The organism is Snodgrassella sp. ESL0253 (assembly GCF_013344965.1).
In the GTDB taxonomy this organism is placed as follows: domain Bacteria; phylum Pseudomonadota; class Gammaproteobacteria; order Burkholderiales; family Neisseriaceae; genus Snodgrassella; species Snodgrassella alvi_B.
The window spans coordinates 239,717-253,641 of sequence record NZ_JAAEDQ010000001.1 but is presented as its reverse complement, the minus strand read 5'-3'; the positions used below and the strand labels follow the sequence as shown (position 1 = coordinate 253,641).

Annotated in this window: 13 protein-coding genes; 10 read left to right on the top strand and 3 right to left on the bottom strand. The window is 44.4% G+C overall.

The window, feature by feature from the left end:
• From nth to nagZ, 3 genes are all read left to right on the top strand, one after another.
• A complete protein-coding gene (nth, locus tag GYX26_RS01060) occupies window positions 1–642 on the top strand; it encodes an endonuclease III (protein WP_174827691.1) in 642 nt (213 codons plus the stop codon).
• 86 nt (window positions 643–728) lie between these two features.
• Window positions 729–2,201, top strand: a complete 1,473-nt coding sequence (locus GYX26_RS01055; RefSeq protein ID WP_174827821.1) for a Do family serine endopeptidase — start codon at window positions 729–731, stop codon at window positions 2,199–2,201.
• A gap of 187 nt (window positions 2,202–2,388) precedes the next feature.
• A complete protein-coding gene (gene nagZ / locus GYX26_RS01050) occupies window positions 2,389–3,486 on the top strand; it encodes a beta-N-acetylhexosaminidase (RefSeq protein WP_238791195.1) in 1,098 nt (365 codons plus the stop codon).
• A gap of 68 nt (window positions 3,487–3,554) precedes the next feature.
• Here nagZ and adhP read toward each other — a convergent pair whose 3' ends face one another.
• Entirely contained in the window at window positions 3,555–4,568 is a 1,014-nt protein-coding gene (gene adhP / locus GYX26_RS01045) for an alcohol dehydrogenase AdhP (protein WP_100090077.1), read from the bottom strand.
• A gap of 583 nt (window positions 4,569–5,151) precedes the next feature.
• Here adhP and truB point away from each other — a divergent pair.
• From truB to GYX26_RS01030, 3 genes are all read left to right on the top strand, one after another.
• Complete coding sequence (gene truB, locus GYX26_RS01040) at window positions 5,152–6,075, top strand: tRNA pseudouridine(55) synthase TruB (RefSeq protein ID WP_174827690.1); 924 nt, start codon at window positions 5,152–5,154, stop codon at window positions 6,073–6,075.
• An 89-nt stretch (window positions 6,076–6,164) separates the two neighbouring features.
• Window positions 6,165–6,431 (top strand): 30S ribosomal protein S15, encoded by a 267-nt coding sequence (gene rpsO / locus GYX26_RS01035; protein WP_100090079.1) that lies wholly within the window; start codon window positions 6,165–6,167, stop codon window positions 6,429–6,431.
• A 613-nt stretch (window positions 6,432–7,044) separates the two neighbouring features.
• Complete coding sequence (locus GYX26_RS01030; protein WP_174827689.1) at window positions 7,045–7,371, top strand: hypothetical protein; 327 nt, start codon at window positions 7,045–7,047, stop codon at window positions 7,369–7,371.
• A gap of 124 nt (window positions 7,372–7,495) precedes the next feature.
• Here GYX26_RS01030 and GYX26_RS01025 read toward each other — a convergent pair whose 3' ends face one another.
• Together GYX26_RS01025 and GYX26_RS01020 are read right to left on the bottom strand one after the other, a co-directional pair.
• Window positions 7,496–7,780, bottom strand: coding sequence for a replication initiation protein (locus GYX26_RS01025; protein WP_174827688.1), 285 nt, complete (start codon window positions 7,778–7,780; stop codon window positions 7,496–7,498).
• 136 nt (window positions 7,781–7,916) lie between these two features.
• Window positions 7,917–8,492, bottom strand: a complete 576-nt coding sequence (locus tag GYX26_RS01020) for an acyl-CoA thioesterase (protein WP_100090082.1) — start codon at window positions 8,490–8,492, stop codon at window positions 7,917–7,919.
• 424 nt (window positions 8,493–8,916) lie between these two features.
• Between GYX26_RS01020 and pnp the strand changes: the two genes are divergently transcribed.
• The 4 genes from pnp (at window position 8,917) to mpl (ending at window position 13,833) form a co-directional block, all read left to right on the top strand.
• Window positions 8,917–11,040: a polyribonucleotide nucleotidyltransferase gene (pnp, locus tag GYX26_RS01015; protein ID WP_100114243.1), complete on the top strand. Its 2,124-nt coding sequence runs from the start codon at window positions 8,917–8,919 to the stop codon at window positions 11,038–11,040.
• Window positions 11,041–11,072: 32 nt separating this feature from the next.
• Window positions 11,073–11,288, top strand: coding sequence for a hypothetical protein (locus GYX26_RS01010; protein ID WP_100114244.1), 216 nt, complete (start codon window positions 11,073–11,075; stop codon window positions 11,286–11,288).
• A gap of 433 nt (window positions 11,289–11,721) precedes the next feature.
• Complete coding sequence (locus GYX26_RS01005; RefSeq protein ID WP_174827687.1) at window positions 11,722–12,189, top strand: hypothetical protein; 468 nt, start codon at window positions 11,722–11,724, stop codon at window positions 12,187–12,189.
• A 240-nt stretch (window positions 12,190–12,429) separates the two neighbouring features.
• Entirely contained in the window at window positions 12,430–13,833 is a 1,404-nt protein-coding gene (gene mpl / locus GYX26_RS01000) for a UDP-N-acetylmuramate:L-alanyl-gamma-D-glutamyl-meso-diaminopimelate ligase (protein ID WP_174827686.1), read from the top strand.
• Window positions 13,834–13,925: the final 92 nt, after the last annotated feature.

The following is a 13,925-nucleotide window of genomic DNA, read 5'->3' as shown; positions in this document are numbered from 1 at the left end:
ATGAATGCACATAAACGCAAGGAAATTTTTACCCGTTTGCAGGCCGCCTGTCCGCATCCGACCACAGAGCTGATATACCACTCGCCCTTTGAATTATTAATTGCAGTGATGCTCTCAGCTCAGGCCACGGATGTGTCTGTGAATAAATGCACTGTGCATCTGTTTCAGCTGGCACCAACGGCAGAAGCCATGCTGTCCTTAGGTATAGATAAAATCATGGATTGCATTCGCACTATTGGTTTATACAAAACCAAAGCCAAGCATGTGCTGGAAACCTGCCAGATTTTGGTGCAGCAGTATGATGGTAAAGTGCCGCAAACCCGGGAACAACTGGAGGCCTTGCCCGGTGTGGGGCGCAAAACCGCTAATGTGGTGCTCAATACAGCTTTTGGCCAGCCAACGATTGCAGTTGATACCCATATTTTCCGAGTATGTAACCGCACAGCCCTTGCACCGGGCAAAACCGTGCGTGAAGTTGAGGATAAATTAATGCAGGTAGTACCCAAACAATTTAGGGTAGATGCGCACCACTGGTTGATTTTACATGGACGTTACATATGTAAAGCGCGTAAACCTATGTGCGAGTGCTGTTTGATTAACGATTTGTGCGAATATCCGGCAAAGACAACTTTAACTGTCTAATTGTGTAATTTAACGGCTCTTTTCGCTACAATATTATTGATAACCGCTTGTGTAAGAAAACAAACAAGATAGGGAAGTTGATGCGGATAAATCGCAAATATATGTTGACCGCAATTATGTTGGTATCGTTGGCGGTAGCTGGTTGTGACAGACTCAAACACTGGTTTGGTAAAGAAAATACTAATCAGGGTTTTGTGAAAGAAATACCTGCTGGCGCTGATGGCAACAGTAATCAGGTAGCCATGTTATTGCCTGATTTTACCCAGCTGGTTGATCAGCAGGGGCCGGCAGTAGTGAATATTCAGGCAACGCGTGACAATCGCAATATTGATGGTGACAGCGAAATTAGCTCGGATGCTTTGCCTGATAACGACCCATTTTACGAATACTTCAAATATCTTTTACCCAAGGTGCCGCAAACACCGCAGGCAAATGATGATGAATTCAATTTTGGTTCCGGTTTCATCATCAGCAAAGACGGTTATATCCTCACCAATACCCATGTCGTCAATGGCATGAACAACATCAAGGTATTACTGAATGATAAACGTGAATTTCAGGCCAAACTGATTGGTGCTGATACCCAGTCTGATGTTGCATTATTAAAAATCAGTGCCAATGGATTACCCGTAGTGCAGCCGGGTAATCCCAAAGACCTGAAAGTAGGGGAATGGGTGGCTGCAATCGGGGCACCGTTTGGTTTTGATAACAGCGTGACTGCCGGTATCGTTTCTGCTAAAGGGCGCAGCCTGCCAGAAGAAAATTACACCCCGTTTATCCAGACTGATGTGGCCATCAATCCGGGCAATTCGGGTGGGCCACTGTTTAATCTGAAAGGGCAGGTAGTCGGGATTAATTCACAGATATACAGTCGCAGCGGCGGATTTATGGGCATTTCCTTTGCCATTCCGATTGATGTAGCCATGAATGTGGCTGAACAGTTGAAAACAACAGGTAAAGTACAGCGCGGCCGTCTGGGCGTAGTCATTCAGGAAGTTAACTACAATCTAGCGAAATCTTTTGGTTTGGATAAAGCCAACGGAGCACTGATTACTCAGGTTGTTGCCGGCGGACCGGCAGCCAAAGCCGGTTTGTTAATAGGCGATATTGTGGAAAGCGTGAATGGTGAAAAGCTAGATAATTCCAGTGATTTACCAGTTAGAGTTGGTTTGCTGCAACCGGGTAAACAGATTGTTCTGGGTATCTGGCGTAAAGGCAAAAAAGAAGAAATCAAAGTCGTACTGGATAATATGTCTCCGGTCATCACTAATCCATCCACCCCCGCCAGTGCCGTTACGCCCACCGACGGCATCAATTTTACCGAGCGGAACCTAGGCCTGACCTTACAGGCAACAACCAAAGGGCTGGTGATAGAAGAAGTCAGTGGACTGGCTGCACAGGTAGATTTACGCCGTGGCGATATCATCGTGGCAGTCGGACAAAAACTGGTGCATGACGAAAATGATTTCGAACAGGCGGTAGCAGCTAGTGGTAAAAGTGTACCACTGTTAATCAGACGTGCCAGTAACACCCTGTTTGTTGCCCTGATGCTACCCTGATATGCGGTATAAAATGGATATCTGGTTACAATGTCTTATTGCCTGTCTGGCTACAGGTTTAATCAGGCGGTCAATTCACATCAATATACAGGTCTTTCTGTATTCAAATGATTCAATCATGGTGAAAAATTAACACCTAATCTGGCTGGACAGTTAATTCATTTATATATTTTTCTGGAATAAATTTATGTTGTCAGCACCACCCAAAGCATTAGCACGTGGCCCGATTATGGCTGATGTAGCAGCGTTTCAGCTCAGTGCCGCAGAACGTGAACGTTTATCCCACCCGGCAATCGGCGGAGTCATTTTATTCCGGCGCAATTATCAGTCCCGTGCACAACTAACCAGACTGGTTGCAGAAATCAAGGCCTTACGAACCCCAGAACTAATTGTAGCTGTTGATCATGAGGGCGGGCGGGTACAACGCTTTATTCCGGAATTTACCCGATTACCGGCAATGCGTACTCTAGGACAGTGCTGGGAACAGCATGGCGCAGCAATGGCCGATAAAATGGCTGAAACAGTGGGCTGGGTACTGGCCACTGAATTACGTGCATGTGGTATAGATTTGTCATTTACCCCGGTGCTGGACCTTGACTGGGGCGAGTGTCCCGTTATCGGTAATCGCAGTTTTCATCAGCAGCCTGCCGTGGTCAGCGCTCTGGCGATTGCCTTGCAGCGCGGACTGGCACGTGGTGGCATGGCTTGCTGTGGTAAGCATTTTCCCGGCCATGGAGCGGCCAGTGGTGATAGCCATCTGACTATGCCTGAGGATAGCCGCAGCTGGGAAGAATTATGGGCTGATGATATTCAGCCATTCAATGATTTGATTCATCATGGCATGCCGGCACTGATGCCGGCACATGTGGTGTATCCGAGAATTGACCCAACCGAACCGGCCGGATTCTCCACTGTCTGGCTAGAAGAAATTCTGCGCGACAAAATGCAGTTTGATGGCGTAATTTTTTCTGATGACCTTACCATGGAAGGTGCCAGTAGTGCTGGTAATATTCAACAGCGCACAGCACATGCCTTTGCTGCTGGTTGTGATATTGCGTTGGTATGTAACAGGCCAGACTGGGTAGATAACCTGCTGGACGGTTTTGTCTGGCCGGATACCAGCCGGCTGGCACAACGCTGGCAAATGATTGCAGGCTGCGGTACAGCAGCACAATACTGTGCCACTATGCAAACCCCCGAATTTCAGGCAGCACAGCAGCTGGTAGCCAGTCTCGCCTCTGCGCAGGATACCTTCAACGGCGTACAGGTAGGAGAAGCCTGTTAATCTCATTTGAATTATTGTTAACAAAAAAGCCATAGTAAAACTATGGCTTTTTTGCTGATTAGCTTAAATCAGGCATTTTTGAAATCAATCACCATACGGCCGGTGAATTTACCGGCAGTCATTTCATCAAAAATATCATTGATGTCTTCCAGAGGGCGTAAGGTTACTTTCGGTACCACTTTACCTTCAGCACCAAACTGGAATGCTTCACGCAAATCTTCACGTGTACCTACCAGAGAACCTACCACCTCAATACCGTCCAGTACCAGACGTGGAATATTCAGGTCCATAGTGTCTACCGGCAGAGCCACAGCAACAATACGGCCGCCTGCGCGTACAGCGGCTACAGCAGAATTAAAAGCTGATTTGGCTACCGCAGTAACCACAGCAGCATAAGCACCGCCCACTTTTTCCTGAATAATTTCTTCAACTTTTTCTTTGGCCGGATTCAGAGTCATATCTGCACCCATTTCCCGTGCCAGCTCTAGCTGTTTATCGTTTACATCAATGGCAATCACTTTGGCATTGAAAACATTCTTGGCATATTGCAAAGCCAGATTACCCAAACCGCCCAAGCCATAAATCGCAATCCACTGGCCAGGCTGAATATGAGATACCTTAATTGCCTTATATGTAGTTACACCGGCACAGGTAATACTGCTGGCTGCCTCAGAACTCAAACCATCCGGTACCTTAACTGCATAGTCTGCAACCACAATACATTCTTCTGCCATGCCACCATCTACGGTATAACCGGCATTTTTAACCTCACGGCAGAACGTTTCACGGCCGCTATTACAATATTCACAATGTCCGCAGCCTTCAAAGAACCAGGCAACACTGGCACGGTCGCCTACTTTTAAAGAAGTAACATCTTCACCTACAGCAGTAACCACCCCGATACCTTCATGCCCTAGAGTGACACCGGTAACGTCACCAAAATCTGCATTTTTAACATGCAAATCAGTGTGGCAAACCCCGCAACATTCCATTTTCAGTAACGCTTCATTGGCTTTCAGCGGACGTACAGCTTTGTCCTGAATGGCAACTTTTTTATCTTTTGTTACTACGGCTGCTTTCATAATGAACCCTTTTCATCAGTAAAGATAGAAGTGTTTGGTCTGTTTATTTCTGTTATCAGACAGTCAGACCGGTACAACAAAAAATCAATCACTGGACAGAATCAATGCCAGTGTTAACATCATCCCGAATAAAAATGACAAATAGATTATTTAATAGTGTGAATCTTCCCATCACACAGGCTAATTGTCGTTTAAGTCAGGATTGAGTGCAGTCATACACCGGCAGTTATTCTGACAGATGTATTAGTGCAATACCAGCAGTAAAACTTAAATAATTGTAACGCTAACAAAGCATTTACGTAAGAGTTAATTACTACCGGAACCAATTTGTGCACACGAATTTATGATAAATTTCAATTATTCATTTCCAATTGATTCGCATCAAAGTAAAAAATCAGCCAATATGGTTTAGAACCAGCATAACGAGAGCTACACCAAAATTAAGAAAATAAGGCAATATGCAAAATTAACCCAATCTAAGCACAAGAAGCGTCTATCATCCCCGTCTGCACAAACAGCCATATAAAGCATGTTATGATGCGCACGCTTAATTACTCTGAAACCGGATTACATCAGAATCATCATGAATACTCAGATTAGTCGGCGCAAACGCGCCCTTAATGGAGTGCTGCTGCTGGATAAAGACAGCGGTATGAGTAGTAATAGCGCTTTACAGCGGGCGCGATTTCTATATGGTGCCGCCAAGGCCGGGCACACCGGCGTACTCGACCCGCTGGCTACTGGCCTGTTGCCCGTATGTTTTGGCGAAGCCACCAAATTTGCCCAGTATTTACTGGATGCCGACAAAGCTTATATAGCCACTTTGCAGCTTGGAGTAGCCACCAGTACCGGCGATACTGAGGGTGAAATTGTGGCCACTGCTGATACCAGTATCACGCTGGCGCAGGTACAGGCAGCAATCGCAGCCTTTAGCGGTGAAATTACCCAAACCCCGCCCATGTACTCTGCCATCAAACATCAGGGTAAACCCCTGTATGAATATGCCCGTGCTGGCATCACCATCGAACGTAAAAGCCGGCAGGTAACTATTTACCAGATAGATATTCTGGAATTTGCCTTTCCCAGACTGATAATAAGTGTGCGTTGCAGCAAGGGTACCTATATCCGTACCCTTGCCGAAGATATGGCCAAACACATGGGCACAGTAGCGCATCTGACCGCACTGCGGCGTACCGCAACGGCCGGCTTTGCGATTGAAGAGACACATTCACTGGCCGCCATCGGCAGCATGGATGAAACAGCGCGCGATAACTGGCTGTTACCGTGTGATGTACTGGTGCAACATTTTCCGGCTGTAACCTTGACAGATAAGGATATTTTGCAGTTACAGCACGGTGTGGCCGTGCATTCCGAGCAAAATTATGGCACAATGTGCCCCTTGCGTATTTATGCTGCCAATGGGCGCTTTATCGGGCTGGTGCAATATCAGGCTGCCAGCAGGCGTTTGAAAGTACTGCGCCTGATGAATACCGCTTCTGCTGATTAAATACGTATATGGAGTTGGTAGTTGTTAATCACACCATGGTTAGCTTGGCCAACTTGTCTGCCGCAAGGCTTTTTTTAAGAGTGAATTACATGTTATCTGTTGAACAAAAAGCACAAATCGTTAAAGATTATCAGCGTACCGAAGGAGACACTGGTTCTTCTGAAGTACAAATCGCGTTGTTGACTTTCCGTATTAATGACCTGACTGGCCACTTCAAAGCCAATCCAAAAGATCACCACAGCCGTCGTGGTCTGTTGAAAATGGTAAGTGCCCGTCGTCGCTTGCTGGCGTACATTCGTCGCACCAAACCGGATACCTATCGCGAACTGATTGGTCGTCTGGGTCTGCGTAAATAAGCATTTCCCGTGTGACAAAAAGCCGTCTTTAAAAAGACGGCTTTTTTATACCTTATCGTACCTTTCTACTTTGAGCGAGCAACAAAGGCAATTGGCCAAGGCATGGACAGCCTTCGGGATGTCTATAACAAGCTTAAAACAACGGTAGAGAACAGGTTGAGCGTGCGGCAGGTTACTGATCAGGAGAGAACTAAAAGAGTTGAGATTGCGCCGAGTAATGATAGGGATTATGACGGACCAAGTATGTGATAAAATTCAAATAAAATAAATTTTAACGTATTTATATTTTAATTTAATTTACTATAAATTTACTTATTTGCCAGCAAATATGGGGAATTTTGATGCTAAAGCGTTTAATTTCTTTATCAATACTGGTAGCTTGTAAGTATATCAGCAGTAACTGCTACCGCTGCTGACCAAAAGCATTCTAGTGTAGGCTAGTATGTTGAGTAGTAAGAAACAGAATCAAAAACAAGATAGTGAAGGATTGCTGCGTTTATCAGTAAGTCAGCTTAACCGGTGCAACCAGCAATATAATCGCTGTACTGAAGTCCTTATTCCTAATATAGGGTTTCATCAGTGTTATGCGGCCTATACGTAATTGGTAATGTATATGGACAAATCAGAATTTTCTCATGAGCAACTAGTTGAGATTAACCAGAGAGCTAATGAATTAGGTAAGGCTCTTGATCAATTTGCTCTTGATCTACGACATAAATATCATTTTTACCCTGATCTAACTGTTCATGCATGTGGAATAGCTTTAGGTAATATGATTAACATAAATATGCTTGTCTATAATCTGTGTCCTGAATTAGCACCACCTTATTTACAAGGTACTGATTATTCCGTTGTTGTTGAAAGGATCAAACAAGAAAAACAAGAGTTTGATAATGAGATAGCGCGATATAAACAGAAACAAGCTGCAAAATCTTTGTGAAATTAAATAAAGTCCCAAACGGGGCTTTTTTGTTGTGTAGCTCACAGTCTATGACTTAATCGCGCTTCAGCATATACCATAAAATTTAACAGCTCGCTTATGATACAGACAGCTTGTAATTGTTCTAGCGTCCCTGTTTCAAGCCACGTTTTATCTTCTGCCAGGAAGAGCAGGCAGCAGCATAAGCACTATAACTAATACCTTGCAAGCTAAATACTTTAGCTTCCTGTTTTTGGTTAAATCTTAGCTGTATCCAGCGTATTTCGCGCTTACATTTTCTAAATGAAATATCAATATTAAAATCAGTATTGGTATTGATTTGTTCAACTGCTGGAGCAATTACGAATCTTTTAAGGCTACTAATTTCTTTGTATTTGTCGCCAATAGCTAAAAAATTCTCTAAAGTCATTAATTTCAAATCTATACTGGCGATTGTGCAATAACGCCAGACAGGGAGATGGTGATAAGTAGAGCAAATATCCTTGAATCAAGGCTGAAAAATCAATACTACACACCGGCAGAAGAGAAATGCAAATAAATCTGTATTATTCTATTTCATTATACAAATCAGCATTTAGCCGCGCATTCTGCGTCTGACACCAGTCCAGATGCTCTTTATTCAAATGGAAAGCTTTAGCCTGAAATTCTTTCAGACTTTCCTGTTGTTCCATCTTACGTGTATACGAGCGTACAAAGCGGCGTACTTCATTGGGCGTTTCCAGAATCAGGCCGGGCACAGTTTGCGGCTTGCTGGTAGCAGAATCAATTGCCACCATAGTGAAATAGCTGGAATTACTGTGGCGTATTTCTCCGGTAAGCAGATTTTCCGCTTCCACACGAATACCAATCATCATGGATGATGTACCCACATAATTTACCCGCGCTTTAATGGATACCAGATCACCAACATAAATCGGTGTACGGAAATTAACTGTATTGATAGCCGCAGTTACAGTTACAGCGCGCGCATGCTTGCTGGCACATGCATAGGCTGCCTGATCCATCAAGGCCAGAATACGCCCGCCAAAAATAGTATTATTGGCATTGGTGTCTTCCGGATGCATCACCACTGATAACAAAACATCACTGTCAGTTGGTTTTTTATATAAAAGATCAGACATATATTGTTCCACATTAATATAGGTACAGCCACATCCGGTTGAACCATTTAGATTGACATAAATAAAATTTATTCTAACATACAAATAGATAGTTTAATATGTACCAAATAATTGTAAAAAAAATCAACCTTTGAATGAAAATTATCATTTCAGCCATAAAAAGACTAAAAACACATAAATTAAATAGACATATACCAGCAGACTGTCATCGCGCTTGCGATAAGGTAAAAAATATATGTTAGAATTTGTCCATAATACAAAATGTATTTGTGGCTGCTACAGCCCCGTATAAACCTAATTTAGTAATCATTTTGCAAATTTCGCCCAGCCAGAAACCCTACCCATGTAGATGTGTAGTTACGTATACATCGTTAGGTTTTTTAGCAGGTGCGGCTTTTGTGAAATTCAGAACAGAAAGTTCAGCATGTTTAATAAACACATTAAAACATTCCAGTACGGTAACCAGACTGTTACCCTAGAAACCGGTGAAATCGCCCGTCAGGCGGCCGGTGCCGTAAAAATTTCCATGGGTGACACCGTAGTACTGGTAGCAGTTACTGCTGCTAAAGAAGTAAAACCCGGTCAGGATTTTTTCCCGCTTACCGTAGACTATCTCGAACGTACCTATGCCGCTGGTAAAATCCCGGGTGGCTTCTTCAAACGTGAAGGCAAACAGAGCGAAAAAGAAATTCTTACCAGCCGCCTGATTGACCGTCCGATTCGTCCTTTATTTCCAGAAGGCTTCTTTAACGATATCCAGATCGTGGCTATGGTGGTATCAGTTGACCCGGAAATAGATTCAGACATTCCGGCCATGCTAGGCGCCTCAGCCGCACTATTGCTAACAGGTGTACCTTTTGCCGGCCCGATTGGTGCTGCCCGCGTTGGCTATGTAAATGGCGAATATGTACTTAATCCTACTAAAACCCAACTAGCCCAGTCACAACTGGATTTAGTAGTGGCCGGTACTGAAAAAGCAGTACTGATGGTGGAATCTGAAGCAGATGTTTTGTCTGAAGAAACCATGCTCGGCGCAGTGGTATTCGGACATGAACAAATGCAGGCCGCTATCCGTGCCATTAATGAATTTGCTGACGAAGTGAATCCGGAAGTCTGGGACTGGCAGGCACCGGCTACAGATGAAAATTTGGTGGCGCAAGTGCGCGAGCTGGCTGGTGCAACCATCGATGCAGCGTTCAAAATCAAACAGAAACAGGCACGCACAGCCAAGCTGGATGAAGCATGGGCAGCGGTAGAGGCAGCCCTGATTACCGAAGAAACCGATACCTTACTCGCCAACCAGATTCGCGGTATTTTCAAGGATTTGGAAAAAGAAGTGGTTCGTGGCCAGATTCTCGAAGGTCAGCCACGTATTGATGGTCGCGATACCCGTACCGTGCGCCCGATTGATATCCAGACTGGCGTATTGCCACGTACCCATGGTTCCGCTTTATTTACTCGCGGTGAAACCCAGTCATTGGCCACAGCTACCTTGGGTACCCAGCGTGACGAGCAGATTATTGATGCCCTGAGCGGCGAATATACCGACCGCTTTATGCTGCACTACAACTTCCCGCCTTATTCAACTGGTGAAGTAGGCCGCATGGGTGCACCTAAACGACGCGAAATCGGTCATGGCCGACTGGCAAAACGTGCATTACTGGCTGTACTGCCTGAAGTGGAAGATTTCAGCTACACCATGCGCGTAGTATCAGAAATTACCGAATCTAATGGTTCTTCTTCCATGGCTAGCGTGTGTGCCGGTTGCCTGAGTTTGCTCAATGCCGGTGTACCTTTGAAAAGCCATGTTGCCGGTATCGCCATGGGCTTGATACTGGATGGCAATAAATTTGCCGTTTTAACCGATATTCTGGGTGATGAAGACCACCTTGGTGATATGGACTTCAAAGTAGCCGGTACCACTACCGGTGTGACTGCCCTGCAAATGGATATCAAAATTCAAGGCATTACCAAAGAAATCATGCAGATTGCTCTGGCTCAGGCCAAAGAAGCACGCCTGAAAATCCTTAGCCAGATGCAGGAAGCCGTAGAAGGCCCGCAGGAATTATCTGCCCATGCACCGCGTTTATTCAGCATGAAAATTCATCAGGATAAAATTCGCGATGTCATTGGTAAAGGTGGCGAAACCATCCGTGCATTAACCGCAGAAACCGGCACCGAAATCAATATTGCCGAAGATGGTACCATCACCATTGCTGCCAGCACCAGCGAAGCAGGTGAGGCCGCCAAACGCCGTATTGAAGAGATTACTGCCGAAGTGGAAGTTGGCAAAGTGTACGAAGGTACAGTGATCAAGATTCTGGATAATAATGTTGGTGCGATTGTATCAGTAATGCCGGGTAAAGACGGCTTGGTACACATTAGCCAGATTTCACACGAGCGAGTGAAAAATGTCAGCGATTATCTACAGATAGGCCAGCAAGTAAAAGTTAAAGCGCTGGAAATCGACGATCGCGGCCGCGTGCGTTTATCCATCAAAGCTTTGCTGGAAAAAGCACCACAGGAATACAAACCAGCTGAAAACTGATATTCAGTATTCAATCTTTCAGGCTGCCTTGCATGCAAGGCAGCTTTTTCTTTTGTTTGGCAGCTATTGTTCACTTTCCCGCAGCAAAGCCAAAGCTACACACCTATAAACTTAATTGGTTCGAGCCGGTATTGCCAGAGAATTCAAATGCTGGCTACAGGCATTTATACACCCCGGATACCCATATGTATAGGTTGATTAGCCTGCTGAAAGCAGGAAATCCAGTCTTGTTCCATGCTATTGCCTAAAATTTAATCAGTTAAATTTAATTCATAAGTAACAATAATCTAAATTACTTATCCACAGTTTATATGCAATAACATCCCAGTAATAGCATGAATAATGTGTATTTATCCCAGCACATCACGCCTGTTAATAACCGGGCTGGCGAAAGAACAGGGAAAATGCGGCATAAATCATCTTTCTTTGTGGATAAACTAAATCCTCAATACTCATTGATACACAACACCTACAGCGGGTAGCTTTTTATCCTATTAAAATTTATGCTAAACCTGTTCTATTCACACCCAATTCATAGATAATCATAAAACCATAAAGCCAGATGTATACAGCATAAATAACGCATTACTCAAAACTTTAATACTGTGCTTAATCATATCAACCAATATGATAATTATATTTTTTGATTCAGCGCTTATCAGCTATACAAGTCATGTCTACATGATTAGAATATTTATCCAGAATACAAACTTAATAACACAGGAGACTCATATGAACAGTGGCTTAAAACTAGAACAAATCAAAGCCTATTTTGAACAGCATCAATTACCAGCTTTTGACAGCTCATCAATAATCTATGGCATGATTAATGCCAAAGCGTGGCAATATGCACTATTTTCCGGACTGGCAACATTATGTATTAAGCATTTGCTTATTTATTTCAATGCAGAAAAAATGATTCTGATTGGTTTATCGCTAAGTGCAGATTTAACCGAATCCATAACCATTATCCCAATGACTAAAATTTCTGCTTTAAGCTTTAAGAGAGGCATTTTCAGAGGGGAAATAACATTTATATTTGAGCAAAAGAAATATCATATTAAAGTACCCAGCTTTATTATTGCAGCAAAATGGCACAAAGGTAATCTGAAAAATATCCTGGAGCGCTACATCATCAGATATTCATGATAATGATATCTGGCGTAATCAGTTTTATGGCAGCAATTATTCACAATATGGATAATTCTAATTACCAAATGCATGCCATCATTAAATAGTGACAGTAATCAATTAACCTGCATACAAAACTTGCCTGCCCACAGTGAAATTCACTTCCTCAGGCGTACAATTACAGAAAATAAAAAACATACATGTAGTAACCATAAGGACAGTCTATAATGCTGCTTTTTACCGCATAGAGACAGAAAAATGCAGCATATCCACATCATCGGTATCGGCGGAACATTTATGGGAGGAATTGCCGCTATTGCCAAGCAGGCCGGCTACCGTGTCACCGGTTGTGATGCCAGAATGTATCCGCCCATGAGTACCCAGCTAGCTGATTTGGGCATTGATGTGGTGGAAGGATTTGAGGCAGCACAGTTGGATAGCTATCCTGCCGATGTCTATGTAATTGGCAATGTTGCCCGCCGCGGGATGCCTGTAGTTGAGGCCATTCTCAATCGTAATCTGCCGTATACTTCCGGGCCGCAATGGCTGGCTGAAAATATACTGCAACAACACTGGGTACTGGCCGTGGCCGGTACTCATGGCAAAACCACTACGGCAAGCATGCTGGCATGGGTACTGGAAGATGCCGGCTTGGCACCCGGGTTTCTGATTGGCGGCGTGCCGCAGAATTTTGCCGTATCAGCCCGCTTGCCACAAATACCCCCAGCAGCACAATCCACAGGCACAGCCGAATGCAGCCCGTTTTTTGTTATTGAGGCCGATGAATACGACACAGCCTTTTTTGATAAACGCAGTAAATTTGTACATTATCGCCCCCGTACTGCAATTCTGAACAATCTGGAATATGACCATGCGGATATTTTTCCCAATCTTGCTGCAATCCAGACTCAGTTTCACCATCTGATTCGTACCATCCCGGGTGATGGCCTGATTGTTGTCAATGAAGAGTCTGCTGCGCTGGCCGAGGTTTTACAACAGGGCTGCTGGTCTGAGGTAGAAGGTTTTGGTTTGAGCAAGGACTGGCAGGTAGGCGAAGTTTCTGACACAGGTGGCTTTGATGTGTTGTACCAGCACCAAAAAGTAGGCCATATCGAATGGCAACTATTAGGGCAGCACAACCGCATGAATGCGCTGGCCGTTATTGCGGCCGCCCGCCATGCCGGTGTTTCCGTACAGCAGTCATGTGCTGCACTGGCTCGCTTTGAAAATGTCAAACGGCGCATGGAAATCAAGGGTACCGTCAATGATATTACTGTTTATGATGATTTTGCTCATCATCCTACCGCCATTGCCACCACCATTGCCGGTTTGCGCCAGAAAGTAGGTGATGCACGTATTCTGGCTGTACTTGAGCCACGCTCCAACACCATGAAGCTAGGTACCATGAAAGCAGCCTTACCAGCCAGTCTGGCAGAAGCCGATAAAGTGTATTGTTATGCTGGTGGTGTTGACTGGGATGTCGCTGCTGCCCTGAGTCCGTTACAGGATAAAGTAGCGGTTTTTCAGGATATGCAGTCATTGATTGCTGCCATTACTGGCGAGGCGCAACAGGGCGATCATATTCTGGTGATGAGTAATGGCAGCTTCGGTGGTATCCATCAACAACTACTGACACAGCTAGAACATCGAGCAGCAGATTAATTGCAGTATGCCTGACTTTTGGCGCAAAGAATATCCAGACGCTGATTCAGGCTCTCCACAAGCCTGATTGATTTATTATTTCGATCAATCAG

Excerpts from the sequence above, each read along its gene's own strand:
- adhP (WP_100090077.1), bottom strand. The coding sequence starts at position 4,568 with ATGAAAGCAGCCGTAGTAACAAAAGATAAAAAAGTTGCCATTCAGGAC.
- rpsO (WP_100090079.1), top strand. The coding sequence starts at position 6,165 with ATGTTATCTGTTGAACAAAAAGCACAAATCGTTAAAGATTATCAGCGT.
- GYX26_RS01030 (WP_174827689.1), top strand. The coding sequence starts at position 7,045 with ATGGACAAATCAGAATTTTCTCATGAGCAACTAGTTGAGATTAACCAG.
- GYX26_RS01010 (WP_100114244.1), top strand. The coding sequence starts at position 11,073 with ATGCAAGGCAGCTTTTTCTTTTGTTTGGCAGCTATTGTTCACTTTCCC.
- GYX26_RS01020 (WP_100090082.1), bottom strand. The coding sequence starts at position 8,492 with ATGTCTGATCTTTTATATAAAAAACCAACTGACAGTGATGTTTTGTTA.
- nth (WP_174827691.1), top strand. The coding sequence starts at position 1 with ATGAATGCACATAAACGCAAGGAAATTTTTACCCGTTTGCAGGCCGCC.
- GYX26_RS01025 (WP_174827688.1), bottom strand. The coding sequence starts at position 7,780 with ATGACTTTAGAGAATTTTTTAGCTATTGGCGACAAATACAAAGAAATT.
- truB (WP_174827690.1), top strand. The coding sequence starts at position 5,152 with ATGAATACTCAGATTAGTCGGCGCAAACGCGCCCTTAATGGAGTGCTG.
- mpl (WP_174827686.1), top strand. The coding sequence starts at position 12,430 with ATGCAGCATATCCACATCATCGGTATCGGCGGAACATTTATGGGAGGA.
- nagZ (WP_238791195.1), top strand. The coding sequence starts at position 2,389 with ATGTTGTCAGCACCACCCAAAGCATTAGCACGTGGCCCGATTATGGCT.
- pnp (WP_100114243.1), top strand. The coding sequence starts at position 8,917 with ATGTTTAATAAACACATTAAAACATTCCAGTACGGTAACCAGACTGTT.
- GYX26_RS01005 (WP_174827687.1), top strand. The coding sequence starts at position 11,722 with ATGATTAGAATATTTATCCAGAATACAAACTTAATAACACAGGAGACT.